Annotated in this window: 19 protein-coding genes and 2 pseudogenes; 12 read left to right on the top strand and 9 right to left on the bottom strand. The window is 70.6% G+C overall.

The window, feature by feature from the left end; genetic code table 11:
- Nucleotides 1–11 precede the first annotated feature (11 nt).
- A complete protein-coding gene (locus tag ACIPSJ_RS22035; RefSeq protein WP_401347929.1) occupies nucleotides 12–977 on the top strand; it encodes a pirin family protein in 966 nt (321 codons plus the stop codon).
- Between the two features lie 317 nt (nucleotides 978–1,294).
- Here ACIPSJ_RS22035 and ACIPSJ_RS22040 read toward each other — a convergent pair.
- Nucleotides 1,295–1,741, bottom strand: a pseudogene (locus tag ACIPSJ_RS22040) (collagen binding domain-containing protein); the annotation flags it as partial.
- Between the two features lie 432 nt (nucleotides 1,742–2,173).
- On the opposite strand from ACIPSJ_RS22040, the gene ACIPSJ_RS22045 reads away from it, so the two are divergent.
- Nucleotides 2,174–3,712: an alpha/beta hydrolase gene (locus tag ACIPSJ_RS22045; protein WP_401347930.1), complete on the top strand. Its 1,539-nt coding sequence runs from the start codon at nucleotides 2,174–2,176 to the stop codon at nucleotides 3,710–3,712.
- Nucleotides 3,713–4,054: 342 nt separating this feature from the next.
- On the opposite strand, the pseudogene ACIPSJ_RS22050 reads toward ACIPSJ_RS22045, so the two are convergent.
- The 4 genes and pseudogenes from ACIPSJ_RS22050 to ACIPSJ_RS22065 all read right to left on the bottom strand — a co-directional run.
- Nucleotides 4,055–4,822 (bottom strand): annotated as a pseudogene (locus ACIPSJ_RS22050) (alkaline phosphatase family protein); the annotation flags it as partial.
- Between the two features lie 269 nt (nucleotides 4,823–5,091).
- A complete protein-coding gene (locus ACIPSJ_RS22055; protein WP_401347933.1) occupies nucleotides 5,092–7,572 on the bottom strand; it encodes a SpoIIE family protein phosphatase in 2,481 nt (826 codons plus the stop codon).
- A gap of 188 nt (nucleotides 7,573–7,760) precedes the next feature.
- Nucleotides 7,761–8,267 carry a TetR-like C-terminal domain-containing protein gene (locus ACIPSJ_RS22060; protein WP_401347936.1) on the bottom strand — a complete coding sequence of 169 codons (507 nt, stop codon included), beginning with the start codon at nucleotides 8,265–8,267 and terminating at the stop codon, nucleotides 7,761–7,763.
- A 428-nt stretch (nucleotides 8,268–8,695) separates the two neighbouring features.
- Complete coding sequence (locus tag ACIPSJ_RS22065) at nucleotides 8,696–9,067, bottom strand: DoxX family protein (protein ID WP_401347937.1); 372 nt, start codon at nucleotides 9,065–9,067, stop codon at nucleotides 8,696–8,698.
- 125 nt (nucleotides 9,068–9,192) lie between these two features.
- On the opposite strand from ACIPSJ_RS22065, the gene ACIPSJ_RS22070 reads away from it, so the two are divergent.
- Nucleotides 9,193–9,654, top strand: coding sequence for a MarR family winged helix-turn-helix transcriptional regulator (locus tag ACIPSJ_RS22070; RefSeq protein ID WP_401347939.1), 462 nt, complete (start codon nucleotides 9,193–9,195; stop codon nucleotides 9,652–9,654).
- A gap of 282 nt (nucleotides 9,655–9,936) precedes the next feature.
- Here ACIPSJ_RS22070 and ACIPSJ_RS22075 read toward each other — a convergent pair whose 3' ends face one another.
- The 4 genes from ACIPSJ_RS22075 to ACIPSJ_RS22090 all read right to left on the bottom strand — a co-directional run bounded on the left by ACIPSJ_RS22075 (nucleotide 9,937) and on the right by ACIPSJ_RS22090 (nucleotide 14,438).
- On the bottom strand, nucleotides 9,937–10,125 hold the full coding sequence (locus tag ACIPSJ_RS22075; RefSeq protein ID WP_401347941.1) for a hypothetical protein: 189 nt from the start codon (nucleotides 10,123–10,125) through the stop codon (nucleotides 9,937–9,939).
- Nucleotides 10,126–11,332: 1,207 nt separating this feature from the next.
- A complete protein-coding gene (locus ACIPSJ_RS22080; protein WP_401347943.1) occupies nucleotides 11,333–13,348 on the bottom strand; it encodes an ABC transporter permease in 2,016 nt (671 codons plus the stop codon).
- Between the two features lie 19 nt (nucleotides 13,349–13,367).
- The gene (locus ACIPSJ_RS22085) at nucleotides 13,368–14,051 is read right to left on the bottom strand and encodes an ABC transporter ATP-binding protein (RefSeq protein WP_359219282.1); all 684 of its coding nucleotides are present in this window, start codon (nucleotides 14,049–14,051) and stop codon (nucleotides 13,368–13,370) included.
- A gap of 15 nt (nucleotides 14,052–14,066) precedes the next feature.
- Nucleotides 14,067–14,438: a DUF4333 domain-containing protein gene (locus ACIPSJ_RS22090; protein ID WP_401347946.1), complete on the bottom strand. Its 372-nt coding sequence runs from the start codon at nucleotides 14,436–14,438 to the stop codon at nucleotides 14,067–14,069.
- A 160-nt stretch (nucleotides 14,439–14,598) separates the two neighbouring features.
- Between ACIPSJ_RS22090 and ACIPSJ_RS22095 the strand changes: the two genes are divergently transcribed.
- The 9 genes from ACIPSJ_RS22095 to ACIPSJ_RS22135 all read left to right on the top strand — a co-directional run bounded on the left by ACIPSJ_RS22095 (nucleotide 14,599) and on the right by ACIPSJ_RS22135 (nucleotide 26,476).
- Nucleotides 14,599–15,783 (top strand): sensor histidine kinase, encoded by a 1,185-nt coding sequence (locus tag ACIPSJ_RS22095; protein ID WP_401347949.1) that lies wholly within the window; start codon nucleotides 14,599–14,601, stop codon nucleotides 15,781–15,783.
- 1,096 nt (nucleotides 15,784–16,879) lie between these two features.
- The gene (locus ACIPSJ_RS22100; RefSeq protein WP_401347952.1) at nucleotides 16,880–18,295 is read left to right on the top strand and encodes an amidase; all 1,416 of its coding nucleotides are present in this window, start codon (nucleotides 16,880–16,882) and stop codon (nucleotides 18,293–18,295) included.
- Nucleotides 18,296–19,053: 758 nt separating this feature from the next.
- Nucleotides 19,054–20,688, top strand: a complete 1,635-nt coding sequence (locus tag ACIPSJ_RS22105; RefSeq protein WP_401347954.1) for an ABC transporter substrate-binding protein — start codon at nucleotides 19,054–19,056, stop codon at nucleotides 20,686–20,688.
- 10 nt (nucleotides 20,689–20,698) lie between these two features.
- A complete protein-coding gene (locus tag ACIPSJ_RS22110; protein WP_401347956.1) occupies nucleotides 20,699–21,694 on the top strand; it encodes an ABC transporter permease in 996 nt (331 codons plus the stop codon).
- Nucleotides 21,695–21,697: 3 nt separating this feature from the next.
- A complete protein-coding gene (locus ACIPSJ_RS22115; protein WP_401347959.1) occupies nucleotides 21,698–22,552 on the top strand; it encodes an ABC transporter permease in 855 nt (284 codons plus the stop codon).
- Complete coding sequence (locus tag ACIPSJ_RS22120; protein ID WP_401347962.1) at nucleotides 22,549–23,544, top strand: ABC transporter ATP-binding protein; 996 nt, start codon at nucleotides 22,549–22,551, stop codon at nucleotides 23,542–23,544. The genes ACIPSJ_RS22115 and ACIPSJ_RS22120 overlap by 4 nt, the downstream gene beginning before the upstream one ends.
- Nucleotides 23,541–24,344, top strand: a complete 804-nt coding sequence (locus tag ACIPSJ_RS22125) for an ATP-binding cassette domain-containing protein (RefSeq protein WP_401347965.1) — start codon at nucleotides 23,541–23,543, stop codon at nucleotides 24,342–24,344. The genes ACIPSJ_RS22120 and ACIPSJ_RS22125 overlap by 4 nt, the downstream gene beginning before the upstream one ends.
- A gap of 72 nt (nucleotides 24,345–24,416) precedes the next feature.
- Nucleotides 24,417–24,893, top strand: a complete 477-nt coding sequence (locus tag ACIPSJ_RS22130; protein WP_401347967.1) for a hypothetical protein — start codon at nucleotides 24,417–24,419, stop codon at nucleotides 24,891–24,893.
- Nucleotides 24,894–24,916: 23 nt separating this feature from the next.
- Nucleotides 24,917–26,476, top strand: a complete 1,560-nt coding sequence (locus tag ACIPSJ_RS22135) for a class I adenylate-forming enzyme family protein (RefSeq protein ID WP_401347970.1) — start codon at nucleotides 24,917–24,919, stop codon at nucleotides 26,474–26,476.
- Nucleotides 26,477–26,530: the final 54 nt, after the last annotated feature.

A 26,530-nucleotide genomic window follows, 5' to 3' on the forward strand; every position in this document is an offset into this window, starting at 1 on the left:
AGTTTGGCGGCATGAGCAACCTTGACCGCGCGCCCGTTCCGAGCGTGTGCGGTGGCCGCGGATTCGTCGTCGCCGAACCTGTCCGCGAGCTGCTGAGCCCCCGCCATGTGCAACTCGGCGAGTCGACCGAGGTGCGCCGGCTGCTGCCGAACCTCGGCCGCCGCATGATCGGCGCCTGGGCGTTCGTCGACCACTACGGCCCCGACGACATCGCCGACGAGCCCGGGATGCAGGTGCCGCCGCACCCGCACATCGGACTACAGACGGTCAGCTGGCTGCACCAGGGCGAGGTCCTGCACCGCGACTCGACCGGCAGCCTCCAGACGATCCGCCCCCGCGAGCTCGGGCTGATGACCTCGGGCCGGGCGATCAGCCACTCCGAGGAGAGCCCCAAGTCGCACGCCCGGTACCTGCACGGGGCACAGCTCTGGGTGGCCCTCCCGGACTCCCACCGCCACACGGACCCGCGGTTCGAGCACCACGCCGACCTGCCCACGGTCACCGCGCCCGGCCTGACCGCCACGGTCATCCTCGGCACCCTCGACGGCGCGACGTCCCCCGGTACGACCTTCTCCCCCCTCGTCGGCGCCGACCTCGCCCTCACCCGGGGCACCGACCTGCGCCTGCCCCTCGACCCCGACTTCGAGTACGGCGTCCTGGCCATGTCCGGCGAGGTCCACGTCGACGGGGTACCGGTACTCCCCGGCTCCATGCTCTACCTCGGCTGCGGCCGCTCCGAACTCCCCCTGCGCGCCGAGTCCGACGCCGCGATCATGCTCCTCGGCGGCGAGCCGTTCGACGAGGAGCTGATCATGTGGTGGAACTTCGTCGCCCGCACCCAGGACGAGATCGTCCAGGCCCGCGAAGACTGGGCCAAGGGCACCCGCTTCGGTGAGGTAAAGGGCTACGACGGCGCTCCGCTCCACGCACCGGCACTGCCCGCGACCCCTCTCAAGCCGCGAGGCCGAACCCGCTGACCAGGCAAGACGCTGAATTCCGCCCCCAATCCCCCAGAGCCACCCGAACATCCACCTCACCTTGACGTTCACTGACGCAAGTCCCCTCGGAGGCCGGTGCAGCGACGCCTCCGAGGGGCTTCTCGATTCCAAGGTGTGGGCATCTGTGGGCAGCTTTGCCAGGACGAATGCTGACCCAAAGCTGACTTTACTGACGCGTAATCAGATTCTGAAGCGGCGGTGCGCTCGACTCTGGTGAAGTGCGGCCGCGGATGCCGGCGAGGCGCCGTGGCCGCCTGCCGACGCAATGGCCGAGTCCGCTTCGAGAGTCACGACGGCGTGGAGGTGCCGGTGCCGATGTTCACGGTCGCGCCGGGCAGGGGCTTTCCCGTCTTGTTGTCCTTGGCCTGCAGGAGGACCTTGGCGGCCTTGAACGGGTCGGTGATCGCCAGCCGGGTGGTGTTGCCGGGGGTGACGATGACGTCCTGGTCGGCGATGACCTCGTGGAGCGTGCTGCCGATGGTCGTCTCCTTGAGCCGGTAGACGCCGGGCGCGAGGTCGGGGAAGGTCAGCTTCCCCTGGGCGTCGCTCTGGCCGCGTCCTGCTTCCTGGCCGGCGGAGTCGAGCAGCAGGAACACGGCGCCGGGGAGGACGCCTCCGGCCGTGTCCTTCGCGGTGATCTCGACGCTGCCCGCGTCCGAGGCCAGTGTCTCGGCAGGGACGACTGAAGCCGAGGGGGCCGGTTCGGAGGGCTGGGCGCTCGCGGCCGGCGCCCAGATGAGGATGCCACGGCGCGGAGATCCTGAAGAAGGCCGCCGCCACTTGGCAGCCGTCCGTCCCCGCCACTGCCACCGGTCACCGCCGACGGAGCAGGCCCGACCGGCGTCGCGACCGCCGCCGAAGGGGCGAATGGACGGACCGCCTGAGTCAAGCCGCCGCCGTCCAGGTCGCAGCAAGCCGCTGCGGATCCGCACACGGCTCGATGTGCCCACCTGGTACACGCCGCAGGGCGCGCGATACGGCCGGCCAAGTACCTGTTCCGGAAGCGTATGGAGCGGCTTCGGCGGGTGACGGCGACAGGGTCAGTCTTTCGGTCGAGGGGCGCGCCGGATCCATGGCCGTTCGGCCGAGGCGCCGCCGACCTCGCTGATCGGAGAGTAAGGCACGACGCAGTCGGCTCTCCTGCCCGCAACGGCCGTACCCGTGAAGGACGCAGCATGCCCCGTACCACCCGCATAGCCGCCCTGGCCGCCGCCGGGGTGCTGGCCGCCCTCGCCCTGCCTGTGGCAGAAGGGGCCATCACATCCACCGCCCCGTCGACGACCGCCGACCACACCGCCCGTCTGGACCGGTACTACAGTCAGCACCCGGCATGGCACCGGTGCGACGCCGACGATCCCGCCACCTACCAATGCGCCACCATCACCGTCCCCGTCGACTACGCACACCCCAGCGGCCGGACCTTGCGCCTGCGGATCTCGCGGATACGCACCAGCACGCCGGGCAAACGGCACGGCGTCCTCCTGTCCAACCCCGGCGGCCCCGGCGACCAGGGCCTCGCGGACCCCCTGCAACTCAAGGACGCACTGGCCAAGACCGTCCTCCAACGCTACGACCTGATCGGCTTCGACCCACGGGGCCTGGGCGCCAGCAGCCCGCTGCACTGCGGTCTGACGCGGAACGAGACGGACTCCACAGAGCCCTACCGCCCCTACCGCGCCACCACCTTCGCCGAGGACACCGCGCGCGCCCGTGATATCGCCGCCAAATGCACCACCCGCAACGGAAGCCGACTGCTGCCGTACATCAACACCCGCAACACCGCACGGGACATGGACGTCATCCGCGGCATCCTGGGCGAGAGGAAGCTCTCCTACGTCGGCTGGTCCTACGGCACCTATCTCGGCGCCGTCTACACCCAGCTCTTCCCCCGTCGCAGCGACCGCATGGTCCTCGACAGCGCTGTGGACCCGAACCGGTTCGGCAGAGGAACAGTCCTGGCCATGGCTGCCGGAGCCGAACCCGCCTTCGAGGACTGGAGCCAGCTCGTCGCCCGCCGCGACCGTACCTACCACCTCGGCGACACACCCGCCAAGGTCCGCGCCGGCTTCTGGCAACTCGTCGCGCGGGCCGACCGCACACCGCTGCTGTACGAGGGCGACGACCTCGACCACCAGGGCCAGTCCCTCAACGGCGCCGACATCCGCTCCTGGATGCGATGGTCCTTCGCCGCCGAGCCATACCAGGCCGCCCGCGACATCGTCACCCTCCGCACATCCCACCCCACCGACCAGTCCGCCCGCCCGGACACCAGCCCCGCCGACCCGGCCAACGACAACGCCGTCGGCCTCAACTGGGCCATCACCTGCGCCGACAACACCGCGTCCTGGCCCCGCGACCCCGCCCGCTACCGGCGAGACGCCCACCGCGAGAAGGCCCGCCACCCCCTCTACGGCGACTTCGCCGCCAACATCACCCCCTGCGCGTTCTGGCCCCGCGGCGCCGAACCCGCCACCCGCGTCGACAACACGGCCGCCGCCCTCGTCATACAGAACCAGTGGGACCCCCAGACCCCCCTCTCCAGCGGCCGTGCCCTGCACCGCGCCCTGCACGGATCGCGTCTGGTGTACATCCACGGCGGCCGCGGCCACACCGTCTACGCCCTCCCCGGCGCCCCCGCCCGCGTCACCCGCACAGTCGACGCCTACCTCACCGACGGACACCTGCCGAAGACAGACCTCACCTGCAACTCCTGAGATCGGGCGCGGCCGAGCCTGCTGCACCGCCGGATCGAACACAACGGCGTACCGGATGCCGCCCGCCACCTCGCCGTCACCCTGATCGCCCGCACCCCACCGAAGTCCGGCATCCTCACCGGCACAATTCACCGTCTTCCCGAACGGAGCGACAACCGCCCCCGGGGCACAGGGCTCACGCAGGGACCAGGATCCAGTACCGTCGATCCGTTGCCATGGCGCATCGGGGCAGACGGGGTGCGCGTCGACGGCCAGCCGCAGCGCGTACGCCGCCGGACCGGTTCGGGAGACGAGCCCGACTGACCCCCGTACCGTGGCCGACCGCGTGGCAGCCCGAACGGCTCACACCGAAGGTGCGCATTCCGGTACGTGACAGAGGAGTACGGGGCTGTGGTCGGGGTCATCGGGCAGGCGGCCATGGCTGCCGCTCACGCCGGAGGGGTCCAGTGAGACGGTGCGGATGCGGTAGCGGAAACCGGCCTTCTTGCGCACCACCGAGCCGACGGCGCGGAGCTTCACCGCCGGGACCGTTTCGTCGAATGGCAGCTCGGCCGGGTCGTAGCCGGGTTTGCGGTGGATCTCGACCTGACGGGCGAAGTCGGGGGCGCGGGCGTCGTCGAGCCAGTAGTACGTGAACCAGGCGTCGGGGTCGGCGATCACGACGAGTTCACCCGAACGCTCGTGGTCGAGTCCGTGGGCCGTCTTGCCGTCCGCGTCCAGGACCTGTGCCACGCCGTCGAGTTCACTGAGGAGCCCCGCAATCTGGTTGATGTCGTCCGGGTCCGTCACGTACACGTGGGCGATCTGATGGTCGGCGACGGCGAAGGCGCGGGAGGTCCAGGGGTCGAGGTACTCCATGCCGTCCTGGGTGTGCACCTCCAGCAGTCCGGCCCGGCGCAGGGCGCGGTTGATGTCGACGGGACGGGACGCGGGGGCGATGCCGTACTCGCTCAATGCCACGACGGTGGCGCCGGCCCGATGGAAGTGGTCGATCAACGGGTTGAGAGCGTCGTCGAGTTGACGTGCGGCGCGGATGGTCTCGGGAGAGGTGGGGCCGGTGCGCTGAGGCTCGTAGTCGAGGTGGGGGACGTGGACGAGGGTGACCTCTGGTGAAGCCGGAGCCCCTGAGCTTCTGTAGAGACCGAGGCCCACAGGGCGAGCGGGCGCCACGGGCGGCTGCGCTCCCGGAGTCGAGGCCGTCCCCCCGGTCGAGGACGTTCGCGACGGCGGCGAGTCCGGCCGAGGCGGCGGCGAGGAAACCCAGGACCCGGGTGGCGGGGTGCCGGGCGTCGGCTGGGTTCGCGCTGAGCTCCGCGAACGTCGCGCCGCAGGTCGTGATCGGCGGCGCCACGGACACCCGGGCACCATCTGCTGGAGTGCTAGGCGTCCAAGGAAAGCGGCTCCAGACCCAGCGCCGCCCAGATGGTTTTGCCGGTGCCGGTCTGGCGCGTGCCCCAGCTGCGGCTGAGCTGGGCCACGAGGAGTATGCCGCGCCCGCCCTCGTCGTAGGTACGGGCGCGGCGCAGGTGCGGAGCGGTGTTGCTGGTGTCGGAAACCTCGCAGATCAGCTGACGGTCCCGGAGGAGGCGCAGCCGGATGGGTGGTGAGGCGTGCCTGATCGCGTTGGTGACCAGTTCGCTCACCACCAGCTCGGCGGCGAAGGACAACTCTTGCAGGTCCCAGACATCGAGTTGGTCGGTGACGAGCTTCCGGGCCCCGGCCACCGCCGAGGGATCCGGCGGTATGTCCCACGTGACCACGAGGTGTGGATCGAAGGCCCGGCTGCGGGCGACGAGGAGGGCGATGTCGTCGACGGGGCGCTCCGGCGGTACCGTCGCGAGCACAGCGTCGCAGACGTCTTCCAGCGATGCCGCCGGGTGAGAGAGCGCCCTCCGCAGCCGTTCGATGCCCAGATCCATGTCCTGTTCATGCGACTCGACGAGTCCGTCCGTGTACAGGACGAGGAGGCTGCCTTCCGGGAGGAACACCTCGGTCGTCTCGAAGGGGACCCCGCCGAGGCCCAGCGGGGGGCCGGGCAGCACATCCAGAAAGTCGACATTCCCTATCGTGCTCACGACGGCGGGTGCCGGATGGCCGGCACTGGCGAGGGCGCAGGTGCGGGAGACCGGGTCGTAGACGGCGTACAGACATGTGGCGCCGAGGCCACCTGCCATTTCGGTCGCCTGGTCGGGAGGCGCGGTGCCGTCGGGGAGCGCCTCCTCGGACAGCCGGATGACCAGGTCGTCCAGATGAGTGAGGAGTTCGTCCGGGGGCAGGTCGATATCGGCGAGAGTCCGAACCGCGGTCCTCAGCCGCCCCATGATCGCCGAGGCCTGGACCCCGTGTCCTACGACATCGCCGACGACCAACGCGACTCGGGCACCGGAGAGAGGGATCAGATCGAACCAGTCGCCGCCCACGCCGGCCACAGTGTCCGAGGGCAGGTAACGGTAGGTGGCCTCGACCGCCACCTGGGGCGGCAGGCGCCGGGGGAGCAGAGTGCGCTGGAGGGTCAGGGCCGTCTCCCGTTCGCGTGTGTATCGGCGAGCGTTGTCGATACAGACCGCTGCCCGGGCTGTGATCTCCTCCGCGAGGAGCAGGTCGCCCTCGGCAAATGGCTCGGGTCTCTGATGACGGAGGAAGACCGCCACCCCCAACGTGTGGCCGCGAGCTCGCAGCGGTACAGCCATGGCCGTATGAATGCCGTAGGTCCGGATCGTGGCCTGACGGCCGGGGTGTCCGACCGACCAGCCGGCCGACCGCGGATCGAGTTCGGCGTGGAGTACGGCCTGCCCACTGGCCAGGCATTCCGCCGTCGGAGAGCCCGGACCCCAGACATCCACCTCCCCGGGGCGGAGCACCGCCTCAACCACTCCCGGCAGTACCGACTGCTGCGCGATGCGACGGAGCCGGAAGGCCCCTACCCCGTCCGGCTTCAACAAGACTTGCTCGATCGGCGCCACCTCAGCGTGCTCGATATCGGGGAGCAGATCGACCGTGACGAAGTCGGCGAAGTCGGGAACAGCCACATCAGCGAGCTCCTGGGCCGTGCGGACGACGTCCAGCGTGCTGCCGATACGTGCGCTTGCGTCGTTGAGCAGTCGCAGCCGTTTGTGAGCCCAGTACTGTTCGGTCCTGTCATGCACAGACAGCCCTACGCCCCGGACGATGCCGCCAGCATCCTTGAGGGGGTAGACGGACAACGACCATGCCTGCTTGCGAAGCTCACCTGCGACCTGAACCTGGACATCGACATGCTGCGGCCGGCCGGATTCCAGCACCCACGCCATGCAACGCTCAACTCGTTCGAACTCCTCGTGAAGCATGAGCTCGGAGTGCAGGAGGCCACGCATCTCGCCCTCGGACAGGCCGATGGCGCGCTCGGCGAAATGGTTGGCATTGACCAGCCGAAGGCGGGTGTCGTACGTCTCCATCGAGCAGCAGGACGCCTGGTAGAAGCTCCACCTGACAAGTTCCCCGGTCTCAGGAGCGAAGGCACCGACGATCCGCGCGGACAGGATCACCCAGTACGAGGCGCCGTCGTCGTCCGTCTGGTGATGCGCGAGCAGACGAACGTTCTCCACGTGGCCGTCCCGGTGACGCAGCCGGGCCGTCCCGACCCACCGGCGAAGGGACGGCAACTGCCGCAGCGCCTCGTCAGGGACCGGCGCGTCGACCAGGTCGGCGGCCGGCGTGCCGACGACCTCCGCAGCGGCATAGCCGAGGAGCCGGCGAGCGCCCTCGTTCCATTCGGCGATCATGGCGTGCTCGTCGACGACGGCCATGGCTGTCTGCGCCGTCTCGGATTCCCCGACCGGCCCGCTCGGCGTCTGGGCTCCGTCGGCGCGGATTCGTTTCACGACCACCTCGCCTCCACACCCTCGGGTTCTTTCCCCCTTCACCCATATTGCGGGGCTGGTGCCGAGGGACGCGAGGCCGGGCGACGTTGCCGAGTGCGATCCCGGTAGCCGCGCGGCAGCGGCACTTCCGCTGCCGACTCGGAGTGCGGGTCACCCATTCGCGAAATGTGACCAATCACCACGTTTGGTCACCAGCGTGCTTGCTCTTGCCCCCCCGCCCCCGGCCCAGTCCCGTCCCCTTCCCCGGTCCGGAGGGACCCGGCCGCGGGGAGCAGGCGGCGGCGGAGAGACCGTTCCAGGTCGGCCAAGTGCGATTCGCTGCTGGCATGGGGCAGGATCCGCCACAGGACGAGTTGACCGTGCACGGCCGTCCACAGATGGGTGCCCAGGACCTGGGCCTCCGCGCAGCGCTCGGGGGCGACCACCGCCAGGTACGTCTCCACGGCGGCGGCCCACGCCTGGTACACGGTGGCGAGCGGATGGTCAGAGGCGGCCCGGCCCTCCGGCTCGTACTCCAGTCCGAACATGAGCCGGTACCGGCGCGGCTTGTCGACGGCGAACCGTCGGTACGCGACGACGGTGGCCTGATCGTGGCCACTGGTGTACGCCCCGGCAGCTCCCCGGCCCACACCCTGCGCACCCTGGACGACGCCCTGGCCCTCAGGGACCGCCTCGGCCGGCGTCGACCTGCGCACCGGCACACCCCAGCGGGCGGGGGCCCGTTTCACCGCGACCTGTTCCGGGCGACCGGAATTCCGGGAAGGTGCTCGCAGGTCGAGGTCACCAAGGAGTAGGCGCCGTCGACGAGTACGACGCTGGGGTCGGGGTTGAATCCGGGGATCAGAGGGGGTTCTCTGAGTCCGCCGCGCGGTGGCCGCGTCGATGACGCCTCAGCGGCGGTAGTCGGTGCTGCGCCAACCGTTGCCGATCAACTGCCGCCAAGGGCGAAGGCGATGATCCCCGTGACGACCGAGGCGGCATCGACGCTGGAGCCCCTGCGCGCCGTGGGGCCCTCCTCGGAGGGACCGTCCACCACGCGGGGTGGGGGTGGCGATCACGTTGGGGCGCGGCCCCTCCAGGGCAGGAGGGACCACCGGGCGAGTCCACCTCCCCGGGCGTGGGGTCACATGGCCAGGGTCAGGGTGACGGCCGCAGCGACGGAAAGCAGGCAGAACACTACGGGGGCGATGGCGTTCGCGCGGGTGTCAGGGTTGGCGAAGTCGCCGGCTCTGCCGTGGAAGACGGCCGCGCCGACCGTCAGGACGGCGAAGCCGGTGGCCGCGGCGATGCCCAGGGGCTGCCAGAAGAGGCCGACGACCAGGCCGGCGGCGGCGGCGATCTCGGCCAGCCCGATCAGGCGGACCGCCCCGGGGCTCAGTCCCATGTGCGACTGGAGGGTGTCGATGCTCGCCCCCTTGAGCCTGACCTTGGGCACCCCGGCGGAGGTCGTTATCAGGGTCAGCAGCACGCTGAGGGTGGCTGCGGTGATGTACATGGGTTCAGTCCTTCCAGCTCGGCCGAAGCCCGGCAGGCGGCCACGCCGACGACCACAGAGAAACTTTCTTTCGAAAGAAAACATAAGTTTGCTACCGAAAGAAAGCAAGCGCTAATGTGATTCGCATGGGACCCAGTGACGAAGCCGCACCCTTCACCGAGGAGGAAGAGGCCTTCCTGGCGGCTCTGCAGCCGGCCGTCATGGCCATGACGCAGGCATTCGACAAGGCGATGCGCACTCAGGGCCTGACCCGGACCGAGTACTTCGTTCTCTTGGCGCTGAGCAAGGCCTCCGACCACACCATGAAACTCGGCGACCTGGCCGGCCTGTGTCACGTCTCGCCCCCGGTGCTGGGGCGCACCGTCCAGGCCCTGGCCGCCGAGGGCCTGCTCCTGCGTGAACAGGCACCACACGACGCCCGGTCGTTCAACGCCGTCCTCACCGACACCGGGCGCACCCGCTTGGAACAGGCACTGCCGGTCTACGTCGCCACGTTGCGCCGACTGGTCCTGGATCATCTCCATCGCGAAGACCTCGACGTGGGCAGACTTGCCGCCGCCTGGCAGCGTATGGCGGAGACGGCCTGACGTGGCACAGCCCCGTTCGGGAGACGCCACCTAAGACAGGGGGTACACGCTCCGGCCAGACAGCAGCGCTCACCGCCCGATCTCACCGGTGAGGCCAGGAGACGACGTCGAAGGGGCCACCGCAGCGCCGTCGATGCCGCCACAGACGCCGATGCAGGTGCCGTGGACAGTGACCTTCTCACGCAGTTTGTGCAGGGGCAGGACGCCGGCACGGGTGCCAAGCAGATGGACGGTTCCAGGGGTTGTCGATGCTGTCGGATCCCCTCCCGCCGTGGAGATCTTTTAAGCACCCAATTCCCCAGCGGCGTCGGCCTGATGGTCACGTTCGCAGTCGATCGGGCTCCCGTATCCGGACACGCCGTGCAGCCGACGGGTGTCGCAGAAGCCGGTGATCCAGGTGGCGATCTTCAGCCGCGCCCCAGTGCGGGTGGTGAAGGTGTGCCGGTGGGCGTACTCGACGCCGAGGGCCACGCCACAGACGATGTCCGAGGCTGATGGGCTGATGGGACGGGTCGGAGACGAGGAGCAGGGACCGGGAAGAGGACCTTCTCCCCCACCACGCCCAGCACCCCGAAGGCGTAGCCGCTGAGGATCGCCCGCACGGTCGAGGCGCGGTCACCGCCGTGTCCGTGATGATCAGGCTCGACCTCAGGTACTGACCGAAGCCTCCCTGTCGCCACGCCTCGCTGAAGTTCGACCACCGCGGATGGCCGAGGTCGAGCGTTCCCGCGGTGTCGGGGCTCACCGCGACACCGAGGATCCACACCACCGCCGGCGAGAGCCGCCGCGGCGCGAACCGGTCGGCGACGGCGAGTGGCCCGCGCGTCATGGCATGACGTGCTCGGCCTGTGCACATGCGCGCATCCCGGTGAGCGACGGGTCACTACCGTGACCGGAGTGCCGTACGTCCAGACGCTGACGACGAGCCCCGCGGTACCTCGTTGGCCAGCCTGAAGGCCTCGGACTCGCCGGTGAAAGGACCCGGGGTGTTCCGGCAGCGCTGTCCGGTGACGGCCTCGGCGTGGTCGGGCAGGGTCTGTAGCAGACGCCGTACGGAGGTGAGCTGGTCTCCATTGTCGAGCGGGCCGAAGTCGGCGGCCGGATCGTCGGGGCCGGGGACCTGCTGAGTCGCCCGCTCGGCCAAGGCGTCGTGGGTCCGAGCAGGTTGCGCGCGGCGCCGGCGAAGCAGCGCGGCACGTCGGCGCTCGCGGGCAGTTCGTCGGCAGGGCAGAGGGCGCAGGGACCGCTGGTGTCCGCCGCCTCGGCGCTCGCCAGGACGTCGGCGTGCCGCTCCGGCGCATCGGCGACGCGCAGGAGCACGCCCTGGCGAATATGCGGGACGGCGGCCGAGGACGCTGGGCACTCCGGACCCACTCGGCCTTGCGGTACGGCGCCTCCGAGGAGGCAGTGGGACGTTTTCCCGTCTTGGAGGCCTCGGCGTTCGCATCCTTTGCCCCCTCGTCGCGGGCTGCCTTGACGCCCTCCCGCTTTTCCTGCGATTCAGCAGAGTCGTCGTTCCGGCGCCACGCGCCGACCCGTATGAGCCCATGTCTGCCGACACCGACCGATGAGTCACCGGAAACTGAACGGTTTCATGCGCGGACTCTCATCGGAGTGGGCAGCGCGCAGCGCCGGGGGCTGCCCACCATTCAAACCGGCCTTGGCAACTCGCACGGCGTCAGGCCTCCGCCTGTACCGGACCTGCCGTCACCTTCCGTAGCAGCGGTCGACTGCCGGCGATCGCGGCGAGCATGGCCAACGCGCCGACGGCCAGGCAGATCACCAGTTGCAGGGCGCCGACGGCATTCATGGTGGTACCGGCCGCCTTGTTCAGTTGCGTGGCGCCGAAGGCACCCATCGCGGTGGTGCCGCCGGCCAGGACGGCCAGAGGGATGACGGTCTCGCGGATCCGGGCCTGGTCCAGCACCTCCAGCGGGGTACCGGACAGGCGCAACAGGCCGTAGATCCGGCGCCGGTCGAGGACGTTCGCAGCGGCCGTGAGGCCGGCCGAAGCGGCCGCGACAAGGAAGCTCAACGCCAGGGTCGCGGTGCTGACCGCGGCGACGCGGGCCGTGACCGTGTCGTCCGGCGCGGACACGTACTCCCGCGTGAACGGATACCTGCCGGACCCGAGAGGGGTCAGGGCGGTGACGGCGGTGTCGACGCTTTCCGGGCTGCCGGAGACCTGGGCGATCACGCCGTCCACGCCGCCCAGCAGGCTGTCGTAGTCGTTCTCGCTCGTGACCGTGACGGTCGCCGTGACATCGGCCCGGCGCAGGAGGGTACGGGCCTCGGTGGCCGTGTGCCGGGCGTCGGCCGGGTTCGCGGTGATCACCGCGACCTGGCCGTGGTGGCTCGGGCCGTCGGCGCCGAGCGTGCTGACGGAGAAGAACCCGGCCACGAATCCCGCGAGCACCAGGCCGCTGACGGTGCGCCAGGCCCCGCGCGGGTCGTCGCTGAGCCGGCGGGCGGCCAGCAGCGTGGCCGGGCGCTTGGCCCGGCGGCCCACGATCCGGCCCAGCCGGTCCACGACCCAGGGACCGAACAGCCAGAACCCGCCGTAGAACAGCGCCAGCAGAGCGAGCAGTTGCCGGGTCTTCAGCTGGCCGCTGTCGCCCGTGGACATCCAGACGACGAGCAGGACGGCGACGAACAGCACCAGGCGGATCGCACGGGTGCGGCGCGGGGCGGCCTGCTGGGCGACGCCCAGGGGCGCGGTGGCCACCTGGCGCAGCATCGTCACCGCGCTCACGGTGATCAGTGCCGTGACGGTCAGCACCACCGCCGCCAGCCACAGCGGCCCCACCCACACCTGCCCCGTGTACCAGGAGCCGACGCCGTACGGGATCTCGGCCAGCGCGGGCAGGAGCACCACGTAGGCCAGCGCACCGGCCAGTGCACCGCCGGCACCGACTCCCCCCGCCTCGACCGCGGTCATGGCGAGGATCTGCCGCGGGGTCGCCCCGGCCAGCCGCAGCACGGCGAGGCGCTGTTCACGCCGGGCCGCGCCGAGCCGTCCGGCGGCCGAGGCCAGCACGACGACCGGCATGACGAGGAGTACCACCCCCAGCAGCACGGTCCCCTGGTCGATGCCGGTGAACACGCTCGCCCGGGTCCCGGTGAACCCGGAGACCGGCGCGCGCTGCGTCAGTCCCTCGTCGTAGTAGTTCTGGTTCCCGGCCGTCCCGGAGACGGCCGGGTCGCCGGGCACCCGTCCGACCACCGCCACCAGTTCGTCGGGCGAGGCGAGACCTGCGGCGCCGATCGTGCCGTACGACCTCACCTTCGGGAACCGGTCGGCGAGTTGGTCGGCGGGGAGCCTGTGCAGCAGCTCGTCCAGAGCCGGGGAGACGTACACCTCGCCCCGCTTCGGGAAGCCGTTCAGGCCTGGGGGCGCGGGGGTCGGGGCGCGGCCAGGCAGCGGGGCCAGGTTGACCACGGTGACCGGTTCATCGCGGACGTACGTGATGGTCGTGGCCTGGACGGCCGTCGCCCGCTTCAGCGGTACGGCGTCGGGGGTGCGCCAGGTGGTGTGGTCGGCGCGGGCCCCCGCGCCGAGGGCGGCGGCGGTCATCACCAGGAGGAGGAAGGAGCCGACGGCGGCGGCACCGGCCGCGAGCAGCTGGGAGTGCAGGCCGCGGCGGCCGGAGGCTTTGGCGAGGTGCCAGGTCAGAGGCAGGACGGGGGAAGGCATGGCAGCTGCTCCGGTGGGCTCAGGCGACAGTGAACTGGCTGTGGCCGCTGATCCGGCCGTCGCGGACCTGGAGGACGCGGTCGCAGAGGGCTGCGACGTCGGCGTCATGGGTGACCATCACCAGGGCGGCACCCGTCTCCCGGGTCGCGAAGGTCAGCAGCTGGACCACCTCGGTGCTGGTGCGCTGGTCCAGGGCGCCGGTGGGCTCGTCGGCGAAGACCACGTCCGGTTCGACGGCCAGGGCGCGGGCGATGGCGACCCGCTGCGCCTGTCCGCCGGAGAGCTGGCCGGGGCGCCGGCGCTCCAGCCCGTCCAGACCCAGCGGTGCGAACCAGCGGCGGCCGCGGGCGACGGCCTCACCGCGCGGCATGCCCTCCAGCATCAGCGGCAGCGCCACGTTCTCCTCGGCGGGCAGTTCCGGCAGCAGTTGGCCGGACTGGAACACGAACCCGAACCGCTTGCGGCGCAGTTCGCTGAGCCGGTTCTCGCCGAGCTTGTCCACGCGCTCGCCGCACAGCAGCACCTGGCCATCGTCGGGGCGGATGATGCCCGCCAGGACGTGCAGCAGGGTGGATTTACCGGAACCCGACGGGCCCATGATCGCCAGCGAGTCGCGCTCGCCCACCTCGATGTCCACTCCGGCCAGGGCGGTGGTGGAGCCGTACTTCTTGACCAGGCCGTGTCCGGCCAGAACGGTGCTCATTGTCGTGGACCCTTCTCAGCGCTCGAACTTCCAGGTGACGCGCTTTGCGTCGGCCTTGACCACACGGACCGGGATCTCGACGGTCCCACCGCCGCTCTTCTCGCCGGTGCAGGTGAGGGTGGCTCCGGCCACGGTCTTGAGCCCGGTCGGGCAGGTGACTCGGGAGAGCTTGTCGCCGACCCAGGGCAGCGGGTGGTACTTGCTCTCGGCGCGGCCTGCGACGATGTTCGCCGCGAGCGCCGTGTGACCGTCGACGGATGCCGTGCTGTACTCGTCCAGGCGGGTGGTGGACTGGGTGCCGGAGAGCAGATGCGTTCCGAGGCCACCCAGCGCGACCACTGCGGTCACACCGCCGACGGCGCCGACGGCGAACTTGCTGCGCTGCATCTCGTACTCCTGATGTCCGTGGTGAGGAGGCGGCACCACACTCGCCCGGGAGCCCGGCCGCGTGCCTCGGCCGAACGGCCGGAGTCGTGGGCCGGACCCGCTGGGCGCCTCGGTCATTCGGCCGATCCCGCCGCCACGGCTCTGACCTACGGTGATCGGCATGAAGCATGTTTCCGCCCGGGGCTGCGCCCATGGCCTCGCCGTAGGTGTCCTGCTCGCCGCGGCCGTCGTCGACGTGGTTCTCTACGCGGGCTCCGACGGAACGAGCGTCCTGCCCGGACTGGGCACCTTTTGGCAGACCCTGGCCGTGATGCTCGTCGGGCTGGCCGGCGTGCTGTGGCCGGCCGAGCGGCGGCCCGAGTGGCTCACCCCGCAGGTGCGCACCGGCGTGCCCGCTCTCGCCTCGGCCCTCCTCACGGCCGCGTCACTGCTGGTCCACGGGCCGGTCGTGTTCGGGCCGGGCGAGATCGTGATCCTGCTGACCCTGCTCTTCATCGCGGTACGGCACTGCTCGCCCCGCTGGGCTCTGGTGTGCGGCGTCCTCGACGCCACCGCCCTGCTGTCCCTTCCTGTGCGCGGCGACGTGAAGCTCAGCAGTGACCTGCTGGGCCTGCAGATGATCGGCCTGCTGCTGGTGGGTCTCGTCGCCGGGCTCGCGGGCTATCTGCGCTCGATGGACTACCGCCGCACCGTCGCCGTCGCCGACACGCGCCGCCAGGAGCGGCTGGCGATCGCCGCCGACCTGCACGACTTCGTCGCCCACCACGTGACCGGCATCCTCGTGCAGACACAGATGGCCCGCATGATGGCGGTCACCCAGCCGCAGGAACTGGATCCCGTCCTGGCGGGCATCGAACGCGCCGCGACGGAGGCCCTCGCCTCCATGCGCCGCACGGTCGGCGTCCTCCGCGACACCGGCCCCGAGGCAGCCGATCGCCGCCCGGTCGGCGACCTCGCGGGCATCGCCGAACTGGTCGAGGGGTTCGCGACCCCGGGCCAGAGGACCGTCCTGCGCCGCGACCCCGGTGTGTCCGACGGCCTCCCCCATGAGACGCAGGCCGCGGCCTTCCGCGTAGTCCAGGAGTCACTGACCAACATCCGCCGGCATGCGGCCGACGCCACGTATGTCGACATCTGCCTGCGCGACCACGTCGGCCGCCTGGAGGTGACGGTGGCGGACGACGGTCGCGGGCGCACCCAGCTTCCGGCGGCCGCGCACGGTGGCGGCTTCGGCCTCGTCGGTCTGCAGGAGCGGGTGACCGCGCTGGGCGGCCGATTGGACGCCGGGCCGAGGGGCGGCGTGGGGTGGCAGGTGCGGGCGGTGTTTCCGGCGCGGAGATCCTGAAGAAGGCCGCCGCCACTTGGCGGCCCTCCGTCCCCGCCACTGCCACCGGTCACCGCCATCGGTGCAGGCCCGACCGGCGTCGCGACCTCCGAAGGGGCGACTGGACAAGCCGGCTGTCGAACGACGGCCGTCCAGGTCGTAACGAGCCGCCGCTGCGGATCCGCGCGGCTCGCAACGCGCCCGCCAGGTACACATCACCAGGCACGCTGACGGGCCGGCCGAGTACCTGTTCCGGAGGAACGAGGTCCAGATTCGGCGGGTGACGGCCACAAGGTCAGCCTTTGGGCCGAGGGCGCGCCGGATCTCCGGCCGTTCGGCCGAGGTGTCCCCGCCTGCGGCGATCCGAAAGTGGGGCACGCCGCCGTCGCCCCTCCCCTCCCCTCCCCTCCGCGACGGCCCATACCCCGAGAAGCGCGGCGACCCCGGTCCTCTCCGAGTACGGCATCCTCACCGTCAACACCCACAGCCAGCCCGGCGCCTGCGTCTCTCCGCGCCTCAAGCCCACGCTCGACGCACTGCGCCGGACCGGCGGCCCCACCGCGGTCGGCGAAGCCGTCGACGACGCGCCGGACGCCCCGGCCCGCAGCATGCACGACGCCACCACTGCCACAGCGTGCGCGGCGTCGACTTCGCCCGGGCACGCGCCCGCGTCGACCACGTTTTCGACGAGGCTCTGAAACGCCGCTCTATCCGCCCGCCTCGACGACTCCCGCCTGCTGCACACACCCGAACGACAACAGCGGGGTCGGGCTCCGGGATCCGCGTCCGAGGACGGATCCGGTGCCCTGAGCGAAGGACATCGCCCAGCGATACGGTCGGGGCCGACTGCATTCCACGGTGACGTACGTCTCGTTCCACCCCTCGGCTTCTGAACGCGGATCCCCGGGCCCCGTTGGCCCCGCCGCTGTGGCAGGGGCGATGCGCACGAGATCCCTGCAGCTCCCAGCCCTGCCTGCGGCACCTCCGTCGACCGTATGGCACCTGGTGCACCACAGGCACTGACCGGCCGTGGGCTTTCGCCGCACCCCTTGACGCAGCGAGGCGGACGCGTTCATATAACGAGTGCTTCACTAAAACCAGCGAGGGAGAATCCCCAGTGCCCGACGACCTCACGTGGCTCAGCGCACACGAACTCGGACAGCTGTACAGGAGCCGTAAGTTGTCGCCGGTCGAGGTGGTCGGCGCGGCGCTGGATCGCCTGGAGCAGGTGGACTCCCGCCTGAACGTCATGGTGACGGTCACCGCGGAGGCCGCCCGCGAGCAGGCGCTGAAGGCCGAGCGGCGCTTCGCCTCCGGGGAGGAGTTGCCTCCGCTGTACGGGGTTCCCATCACGGTGAAGGACCTCACCGACACGGCCGGTGTGCGCACCACTTACGGTTGTGTCGCCTACGCCGACCATGTGCCGGACGAGGACGCCGCCGCATGGTCACGGCTCAAGGACGCCGGGACGATCCTGCTGGGCAAGACCACGACTCCCGAGTTCGGACTTCTCGGCGTCACCGAGAGCAAGCTGACCGGAACCACCGGCACCCCATGGGCCCCGGACCATGCGGCAGGCGGCTCCAGCGGAGGGGCCGCGGCCTCGACCGTCGCAGGTGTCGCCCCGATCGCCTGGGGCTCCGACGGCGGGGGCTCCATCCGGGTACCGGCCTCGCTCTGCGGAGCGGTCGGGGTCAAGCCCTCGACCGGCCGCATTCCCCACATCGGGAACACGGAGCCCGACAGCACCGAGGGCCCGATCGCCCGCCGTGTCGTCGACGCCGCGCTCCTCCTGGACGCCACCGTCGGCCCTCACCCTCTGGACCGCTTCTCCCTGCCCGCCACCGGCGAACAGTACGCGCGGGCCGCCCTGGCCGAGGGGGATCTGAGCGGACTGCGCATCGCGGCCGACCACGGTCTCCTGCACGGTCCCGTGGACCGGGAGACCCGGCGCGTCTTCTCCGCCGCTCTGGAGGACCTGCGGGCCGCCGGAGCGGTCGTGGAGGAGACCCAGGTGGAGCTGCCGGACCCGATGGAGTTCTTCCTCGCTTACTGGGGCACCGAGTACATTCCGTTCGTCGAGCTCATGCGCGCGGCGGAACTCGAGGTCTGGCCGCTGGCGGCGGACATCGCCGATCGGGCGGCGCGACTTTCACCTGCGGATGTCGGACGTACCGGACGCGAGACGAAGACCGACATCTACTGCGCCTACGCGAAGGTGTTCGCCGACTTCGATCTGCTGGTGACCCCTACCACCCCCTTCCCCGCTTTTCCCCACGCCGGGGACGTGGGTGGCCCCGCCACCGTCAACGGACAGCCCCTCGCCGAACCGGGATGGCACCTGCACCGGCTGACCGAGTCGCCCAGCCATGCAGGGCTCCCCGCCGTCTCCGTGCCCTGCGGATTCACCTCCGCGGGCCTTCCGGTCGGCCTCCAGATCATCGGCCCTCAGCACGCCGACGCAGCCGTCGTCTCCGCCGCCGCCCGCTACGAACGCGCCACCGACTGGTGGACCCAGCACCCCGCACTCTGAATTCAGCCCGCGCAGGACTACCGCGCGCCGGACGCACCCGACAAAGGAACGCCGGCCACACCGCCCGCCGAAACCGGCGGCTGCGGTCTCCCGGCGCCGGCGCGTCCGGCTAAGCCCGTCGGACCTCTACCCCGACGACGCGGCCCTAGCTCCCCACCCGACCACAGATACCGGCCGGCGGCCGGCCAACGGCAAATCGCCGGAGCCGGTCGCCGGCATTGACCCCGACCGGGATGCGCCGGACGACCCGGTCCACGCCCCCTGGGGGCGGACCATCGGCCACAGCGCCAGAACGTTGCGGCGCGCCACCGCTCCGTCCGCGATGCCTCACGCAGACACAGGTACGGTCACGGACGCCGGCTCTTCGTATACGGACGGCTTCGTCCGTGCCCGGCATGGCCATCGCACTCCCCCAGGCCGACTCGGCACCAAAAGCCGGAAAATCGGTCCGTGCGCCCGGCACAAGGCCCCTGCCGTGCGGATGTGATGCCAGAACAGGGGCTCCGGGCCTGACGGCCGCGGTGACCGGCTCGCCCCGTCGACTCCCGCCTGTCACGTGGCAGGCGGGACCGGGAACGGCTTGATGCAGGCAGGTGCCCTGCGACCGACCCCTGGCGCCGGCACCAGGACCGACCCGGACGAAAGTTACGACCTGGAAAAGCCCCGGGATGAGCATTGCCTGTTGTACATCACCCGTCATACATTCTCCGTCAACTTGGCTCGAAGGCGGCCGCAGGCTGCAACGAAGGGGCGTACCGATGGCTACACGACACATCCCGAGGGCCGCGGTGCTCAGCCTCGTACTGGCCGCGTCCACGCTCACAGCGTGTTCCGGCGGCTCGTCGGGCGGGCAGAAGTCGGTTTCCGCGGACGACCTGGTCTCCTCACTCCCCGCCGCCAAGGGAGACGTCGACCAGATCACCTGGAACCTCACCGGCGGCGAGCCGGAAACGCTCGATCCCGCCAACGCGGCGACCACACAGAGCGGACAGGTGGTGCGCAATCTCTGCGACTCCCTGCTGACCCTGGACGCGAAGTTCAACCTCAAGCCCAACCTGGCGAGTTATCAGCAGCAGTCGCCGACCAAGCTCGTGCTCACGGTCCGCCCGAACGTCAAGTTCTGGGACGGATCCACTGTCACCGCGGAGGACGTCGCCTACAGCCTGCGATGGGCCTCCGACCCTTCGAAGATCGCCAGCTATCTCTTCGCCGATGTCGACTCGATCAAGGTGACGGCTGCCGACCAGGTCACCGTCACGTTCAAGCAGCCGGACGAGATGTTCACCAGCGAACTGGCCAACATGGTGGTCATGAAGAAGGCCTTCGCCGAGAAGGCCGGTGCCAAGCTCGGCACACCGGCCGGCGGTCTGATGTGCAGCGGACCGTTCAAGCTCGACAAGTGGCTCAGCGGCGACAGCATCACGATGAGCCGCAACGACGCCTACTGGAACCCTGCCCGGCGCCCGTTCGCCCAGTCGGTCAGATTCACGTTCGTCACCGATGCCACCGCCCTGGCCCAGTCGCTGAACGCCCGCGAGATCGACGGCGCCTACGAACTGTCCGCCTCCTCGGTTCCGGCCCTGGCGAAGTCCAAGGCGGGGCGGCTGGTCTTCGGGCCCTCTCCGCAGTCGATGAACATCTACGTCGCCCGCCCGGACGGTCCGATGGCCGACGTCGACCTGCGAGCCGCCCTGGAACGGATGATCGACCGCGACGCCCTCGCCAAGGTGGTGTTCCACGGGGCCGCCACTCCGCTGTACACCATGACGACCCCCACGACCTGGCCCAACGCCCAGCGTGCGGTGTACGAGAAGGCGTACAAGTCCTTCGAGGCCACGCGGTCCTACGACATGGACGCGGCGAAGAAGCTGGTCAAGGGGTCCTCCTACAAGGGCCAGCAGATCGTGCTCGCGATCGCCGCGGGCGATGACGCCCAGTCGCGCACCGCGCAGTTGCTTCAGCAGCAGGCTCGGGAAGCAGGCCTCACCATCAGGATCCAGAGCATGCAGCCACTGGTCTACGCGCAGGCGGGTTACGACGCCACCAAGCGCAAGGGCGTCGACCTGATGCTGTCGTCGAACTTCAGCGCCGCGCCCGACCCGTTGGAGACCATCGGCTTCAGCTACCTGCCGAAGGTGACCTACAACTACACCGATTACAACAACCCCCAGGTCACCAAGCTCTTCGACGAGGCACGCAGTACCTTCGACGGGGAACGCCGGGCCAGGACGGTCGTCGAGATGCAGGCCCTGTACGAGAAGGCGAACACGGTGATCCCGCTCGTCTCCACGAACACCACGACCTTCCTCAGCGACCGGCTGACCGGCGCGATCACCTCGTTCGCCTACTGGTCCATGCCGCAGCTGGCCTACGTCGGCGCCCCGAAGAAGTAGGAGCGACGAGATGTCCGTGTCCACCTCCGCAGCCGGCCCGCCGGCCCGGCTCCGCGTCTCGTGGCGCCACCCCGTCCTGTCGCTCGCGGTGACGTACGTGGTCAGCCCGGTCGTCACCGTCCTGTGCGCCACCTTCCTCCTCTTCGCCGTCCTCGCCCTGTCCCCCGGTGACCCGGTGGCCCAGTTGCTGGGACCGCACGCCTCGGACTCCGCGCGAGCGGCGATGCGGGCCAGGCTCGGCCTGGACGACCCGCTGCCGGAGCGCTACTGGCACTGGCTGACCGGTGCCTTGCACGGGGACCTCGGCACCTCACTGACCTACCGGCAGCCGGTCTCCGATCTGCTCGTGCCCCGGCTGCTCAGCACGCTTCTGCTGGTCGGCATGTCAGCGGTCCTCATCCTCGTCGCGGGCCTGCTCCTCGGCGGGATCGGCGGGACCAGCCCACGGTGGCGTCCGCTGGTCAACGTCCTGTCCGGGCTGGGCATCGCCGTGCCGGCCTTCGTCGCCACCACCCTCCTGATCAGTGTGTTCGCGGTGAACCTCGGCTGGTTCCCGACCGGCGGCGCGGGCAGCGGCTTCGCCGACCGGCTGTGGCACCTCGTCCTCCCCGCGGTCGCCCTGTCGATCGGGTACGCCGCCTATCTGATCCAGCTGACCTCCAGCGCGATCGGCGAGGAGGCGGCCGCCGAGCACGTGGTGACCGGCCGCGGCCGCGGGCTGCCCAGCTCCTGGGTCTTCCGGCGGCACATCCTGCGCAACGCGGCCCTGCCGGTCCTGACCGCGTCCGGCCTCACCGTGGCCGGTCTGGTGGCCGGCACGGTGGTGGTGGAGCCCGCCTTCGGTATCGACGGCATCGGCTCGCTGCTGATCAGGAGCGTCTCCGCCAAGGACTATCCGGTGGTGACCGCGGTCAGCGCGTTGATCGTCACCGTGTTCGTCGTCGTCACCACATTGCTGGACGCCGGTCAGCACCTGCTGGATCCGCGGCTGAGGGAAGGAAGCTGACCGATGGCCACACTCACAGCCACTCTCCGGCTGCGGAGCACCGGGCGCAGGGGGCTCGGCGACCCGCTGCTCCTCGTCTCGGCCGCGGTGGCCGCCTGTCTGGTGGTCCTCGCGGTGGTCGGCCCGTGGATCGCGCCCCACGACCCGGCGGCCACCGACGTCCTCGCCGCCGGTCAGGGCCCGAGCGGCGCGCACCTGTTCGGCACCGACTCACTGGGCCGTGACATCTTCTCCCGGGCGCTGACGGGAGCCCGGCTGAGCTTCGCGGGGCCCGGCATCATCGTGCTCGGCAGCGCCGGCCTCGGCACGCTGCTGGCGCTCGCCGCCGCCTGGCACGGCGGCTGGGTCGACCGGTTGCTGAACCGGGCGCTGACCTTGCTGTTCGCGATTCCCGGTGTGCTGGTGGCCGTGGTCGCCGCGGCCGTCTTCGGTGCCGGCTTCTGGGCACCGGTCCTGGCCCTGACCATCGTCTACACGCCGTACGTGGCCCGGGTGGTGCGCAGCGTCGCGATACGGCAGCGGCAGCTGCCGTACATCGAGGCGCTTCAACTGGCCGAGCTGTCGAGCTGGCGGATCTGCGGGCGGCACCTGCTGCCCAACGTGGCGCCCATCGTGCTGGCCCAGGCGACCATCGGTTTCGGCTCGGCGCTGATGGACTTCGGGGCGGTCTCGTTCCTCGGGCTCGGCATCCAGCCGCCGGAGGCGGAATGGGGGGTGATGGTGTCCGACGGCCGATCCGAGGTTCTGGACGGCGCCGTGCAGCAGAGCATGGCCGCGGGCCTGTGCATCGTCGTCTCCGTGGTGGCGTTCAACGTGCTCGGCGAGCGCCTCGCCCAGCGGTTCGGAGGGACCCGATGACCGGCACACCACTGCTTCGGATGCACGATGTCGGGATCACGGCCGGGGACCGCAGGAGCAAGCGCACGCTGGTCCGCGGCGTGGACCTGACCGTGGCGGCCGGCGAGACCATGGGCCTCGTCGGCGAGTCCGGCTCGGGCAAGTCGATGCTGGTCAAGTCCGCGATGCGGCTGCTTCCCCGGCACGCCGAGACCTCCGGGCGGATCGAATTCGAAGGACGGTCGGTACTCGGCTTCTCACGCCGCGAACTCGCCGCCTACCGCTCCCGCGACGTCGCGCTCATCCACCAGGACCCGCGCGCCCACACCAACCCGCTGCGCACCGTCGGCGACTTCCTCGTCGAGGGCGTCGTGGCCGGCAGGCTGCTCGGCCCGCGGGAGGCCCGGCAGCGTGCCTGCGAGCTCATGACGAGTATCGGCATCACCGATCCGGAACACCGCCTGACGCAGTACCCGCACCAGCTCTCCGGCGGTCTGCTCCAGCGCATGATGATCGTGGCGGCGCTGCTGCCCTCCCCCAAGCTGGTCTTCGCGGACGAGCCCACCACGGCTCTGGACGTGACCGTGCAGTCGGAGGTGATGGCGATCCTGCGGGAGCAGATCCGGGAGCGGAACCTCGGTCTGCTGTTCATCTCGCACGACCTGGACCTGGCCGCCGCCGTGACCGATTCCCTGGCCGTCATGTACGCCGGGACAGTCGTCGAGCGCGGAGCCACGACGGAGGTCCACTCCCGTCCCCTGCACCCGTACACCGCGGGGCTGCTCGCCTGCCGCCCCAGCACGACGGCGGTCACCCGGCTGCAGCCGATCCCGGGCCGGCCGATCTCGGCGTACGAGGCGGGACCGGGCTGCGCGTTCGCCGCGCGCTGCCGATTCGCCACCGAGGAATGCCGGCAGGACCGGCCCCGACTGCGCACCGTGGAGGACCGGTTGGTCGCCTGCCATCGAGTGGAACAGATCAGCGCGGAACTTCCTCAGGCGGTGCACTCATGACCGAGGCAGCGGTCCCGGCTCGGGACACCGGCCCCGCACTCATCGTGGAGCACCTGCGCAAGGAGTTCCCCGCCCGCTCCCGTGACGGCAAGGCGGTCATCGCCGTCGACGACGTCGGCTTCGCCCTGGAACGCGGTGGCTCACTGGCGGTCGTCGGTGAGTCCGGCTCGGGCAAGACCACCGTCGCACGCATCGTCGCCGGACTGGAGCGGGCCACCAGCGGAACGGTCACCGTCACCGGGAGCGGGAAGCGGTCGGCCCGCCCCGTGCAGATGGTCTTCCAGGACCCCTTCGCCTCCCTGGATCCGCGCCAGCGCATCGGCGCCGGTCTGACGGAACTCCTGCGCGTACGCATCGGACTGGGACGCGCCGCGGCCCTGGAACGGGCGACGGGCCTGCTGGCCGAGGTCGGGCTCGACGAACAGCACGCGGCCCGGCTCCCCCTCGACCTGTCCGGCGGGCAGCGGCAACGCGTGGCCATCGCCCGGGCGCTGGCACTGGAACCGGAGATCCTCATCCTCGACGAGGCCGTCGCCGCCCTCGACGTCAGTGTGCAGGCGCAGGTGCTGAACCTGCTCTCCGACATCCGTGAACGCACCACGGTGGCCTTCCTGTTCGTCTCGCACGACCTGGCCGTGGTACGCCAGGTCACGGACCACTGCCTGGTCATGCAGCACGGCCGCGTCGTGGAGGAGGGCCGCACCGCCGAGGTGCTGGACCACCCCCGGGACCCCTACACACAGGAACTGCTCGACGCGGTGCCCAGGCCCGGCTGGCAGCCCCGGCGCCGACGCGCCTGACCCCCGGTCCGCCGAGATCCGGGCGGACACATGCCCTCGTAGTAAAACAGCCGCTACACAAAGGAGCCGACCATGGGCATCCTCTCCACCGAGGGAGCCACGACACTCACCGTGCCCCACCCCTCCCAAGCACCGGCCTTGCTGGACGGAACGTTCACCACGCCCTGGTTCGTCGTCGACGACGACCGCGCGAAGGACTTCGAGAAGGCGTCCTACCACGACCAGTACCCGCACGCCTACGAAGGCGAGGACGGGTACGGCGAGGACCTGGTGGAGGGCTTCCACCTGCTCAGCCTGCTCGATGTGCTGTGCAACCACTCCGTGTGGTCCGAAGGCCCGTGGATCGCCTGGAACTACGGACTGGACAACGTCCGCTTCGTCTCGGTGATCCGCACCACCGACCCGTTCCGCATCCACGGTCACGTCCGCGAGGTCATCGACCGCGGGGAGCAGGGCCACCTCGTCGTCACCGACCTGCGTGCGGAGGTCCGGGGCCGGGAGCGGCCGGGATTCGTCGCGACGCTGCGTGCTCTGTGGTCCACCGTCTGAACCGCCGTAGAGAGGCCGAAAGCATGGAACTGAACGAGCACCAGCAGTACCTCCTCGGCAGGAACATCCCCGAGGCACTGGACTACGCCGCCCGGCAGTGGCCGGACGACGTCGCCCTCACCCACATCGAGGACGGCGGCCCCACTCTGACGTGGGCCGAGCTGCGCGAGCGGATCAGCCGGGTGCGCACCGGCCTCGAACGCCTCGGCGTCACACCCGGCCAGAAGGTCGGCATCATGCTGCGCAACCAGGTCGAGTTTCCGCTGACCTGGCTCGCGGTCATCGAAGCCGGCGCGGTCGCCGTGCCGATGAACCCGAAGTACACCCCCCGGGAGATCGACTTCGTCCTGAGCGACGCGGACGCCCGGTGGCTCGTCGCCGCCGATGACGTCGTCCGCGGCGCACTCGCCGACGACCGCGTCGGTCCGGTCCCGAGCGAACGGATCATCGCCGTGGGCGAACCGGTCGCGGGCGTGCGCGACTTCGCCGCGCTGATCGCGCAGGACGCGGCGCCACGCACCCACCGGGCCGATCCCGGTGAAGTGGTCAACATCCAGTTCACCTCCGGTACGACCGGACTGCCCAAGGGGTGCCTGCTCACCCACACCTACTGGATCCAGATCGGCGTCTACGGCTCGGCCCTCGGGGACCCGCGGCGCATCCTGGCGGACCACCCCTTCTACTACATGCAGAACCAGGCCTATCTGATGATGGCACTGGCCGGCGGAGGGGGCCTGTACGTCACCGCGGGGCTGAGCCGGCGCAAGTTCATGAACTGGCTCGTCGACCACCGGATCGACATGGCGTGGATCGACGAGGGCATGCTCGACTTCCCGGAGAGCGAGGCCGACGGGCAGCTCGCCCTGAAAAGGGCACCGGTCTCGGCCCTGCCACCCTCCCTGCACGAACCCCTGGAACAGCGCTTCGGCCTGCGGGCGCGCGAGGTGTACGCCAGCACGGAGGTCGGCAACGGCACCTACGTCCCCTACGACCGCACCGACACGGTCGGCACCGGTTCCATGGGCTGGTGCTTCCCCCAGCGCGAATCGAAGGTCATCGACCAGAGCGGCGGCGAGGTCGAGCCGGGCCGCTCCGGCGAACTGTGCCTGCGGGGCCCCGGCATGATGCTCGGCTACCACAACCGGCCCGAAGCGAACGCCGAACTCTTCCTGCCCGGCGGCTGGTTCCGCACCGGGGACATCGTCCGCAAGGACGCCGACGGGCAGCACTACTACGAGGGCCGCCTGCGCGACGTCATCCGCCGCAGCGGCGAGAACATCGCCGCCGCCGAGGTCGAGCTGCAGATCATGGCCCTGCCCGAGGTGGACGACGTCGGCGTCATACCGGTCCCCGACCCCCAGCGCGACGAGGAGGTCAAGGCGGTCGTCGTGCTCAAGCCGGGCGCGAGCCTGACCGCGCAGGAGATCGAGGCGTGGTGCCTTCAGGGACTCGCCCGCTTCAAGGTCCCCCGCTACGTCGAGTTCCGCGACAGCCTCCCCTACACCGCCAGCGGCAAGATCGCGAAGGCGGAACTCCGTGCCGAGCCGCACAGTGACCGCGTCGTGGACCTGCGCGCCTCCTGAAGCACGGCAGCGGACCGACCGGAGGACACCGGTCGGTCCGCGGACCCGCGTCCC

The organism is Streptomyces sp. NPDC090088, from assembly GCF_044747345.1.
GTDB lineage: Bacteria > Actinomycetota > Actinomycetes > Streptomycetales > Streptomycetaceae > Streptomyces.

What these genes read in the sequence shown, in the direction of transcription:
- ACIPSJ_RS22035 (WP_401347929.1), top strand. Translation starts at nt 12, where the DNA reads ATGAGCAACCTTGACCGCGCGCCCGTTCCGAGCGTGTGCGGTGGCCGC.
- ACIPSJ_RS22045 (WP_401347930.1), top strand. Translation starts at nt 2,174, where the DNA reads ATGCCCCGTACCACCCGCATAGCCGCCCTGGCCGCCGCCGGGGTGCTG.
- ACIPSJ_RS22065 (WP_401347937.1), bottom strand. Translation starts at nt 9,067, where the DNA reads ATGTACATCACCGCAGCCACCCTCAGCGTGCTGCTGACCCTGATAACG.
- ACIPSJ_RS22070 (WP_401347939.1), top strand. Translation starts at nt 9,193, where the DNA reads ATGGGACCCAGTGACGAAGCCGCACCCTTCACCGAGGAGGAAGAGGCC.
- ACIPSJ_RS22080 (WP_401347943.1), bottom strand. Translation starts at nt 13,348, where the DNA reads ATGCCTTCCCCCGTCCTGCCTCTGACCTGGCACCTCGCCAAAGCCTCC.
- ACIPSJ_RS22085 (WP_359219282.1), bottom strand. Translation starts at nt 14,051, where the DNA reads ATGAGCACCGTTCTGGCCGGACACGGCCTGGTCAAGAAGTACGGCTCC.
- ACIPSJ_RS22090 (WP_401347946.1), bottom strand. Translation starts at nt 14,438, where the DNA reads ATGCAGCGCAGCAAGTTCGCCGTCGGCGCCGTCGGCGGTGTGACCGCA.
- ACIPSJ_RS22095 (WP_401347949.1), top strand. Translation starts at nt 14,599, where the DNA reads ATGAAGCATGTTTCCGCCCGGGGCTGCGCCCATGGCCTCGCCGTAGGT.
- ACIPSJ_RS22105 (WP_401347954.1), top strand. Translation starts at nt 19,054, where the DNA reads ATGGCTACACGACACATCCCGAGGGCCGCGGTGCTCAGCCTCGTACTG.
- ACIPSJ_RS22110 (WP_401347956.1), top strand. Translation starts at nt 20,699, where the DNA reads ATGTCCGTGTCCACCTCCGCAGCCGGCCCGCCGGCCCGGCTCCGCGTC.
- ACIPSJ_RS22115 (WP_401347959.1), top strand. Translation starts at nt 21,698, where the DNA reads ATGGCCACACTCACAGCCACTCTCCGGCTGCGGAGCACCGGGCGCAGG.
- ACIPSJ_RS22120 (WP_401347962.1), top strand. Translation starts at nt 22,549, where the DNA reads ATGACCGGCACACCACTGCTTCGGATGCACGATGTCGGGATCACGGCC.
- ACIPSJ_RS22125 (WP_401347965.1), top strand. Translation starts at nt 23,541, where the DNA reads ATGACCGAGGCAGCGGTCCCGGCTCGGGACACCGGCCCCGCACTCATC.
- ACIPSJ_RS22130 (WP_401347967.1), top strand. Translation starts at nt 24,417, where the DNA reads ATGGGCATCCTCTCCACCGAGGGAGCCACGACACTCACCGTGCCCCAC.
- ACIPSJ_RS22135 (WP_401347970.1), top strand. Translation starts at nt 24,917, where the DNA reads ATGGAACTGAACGAGCACCAGCAGTACCTCCTCGGCAGGAACATCCCC.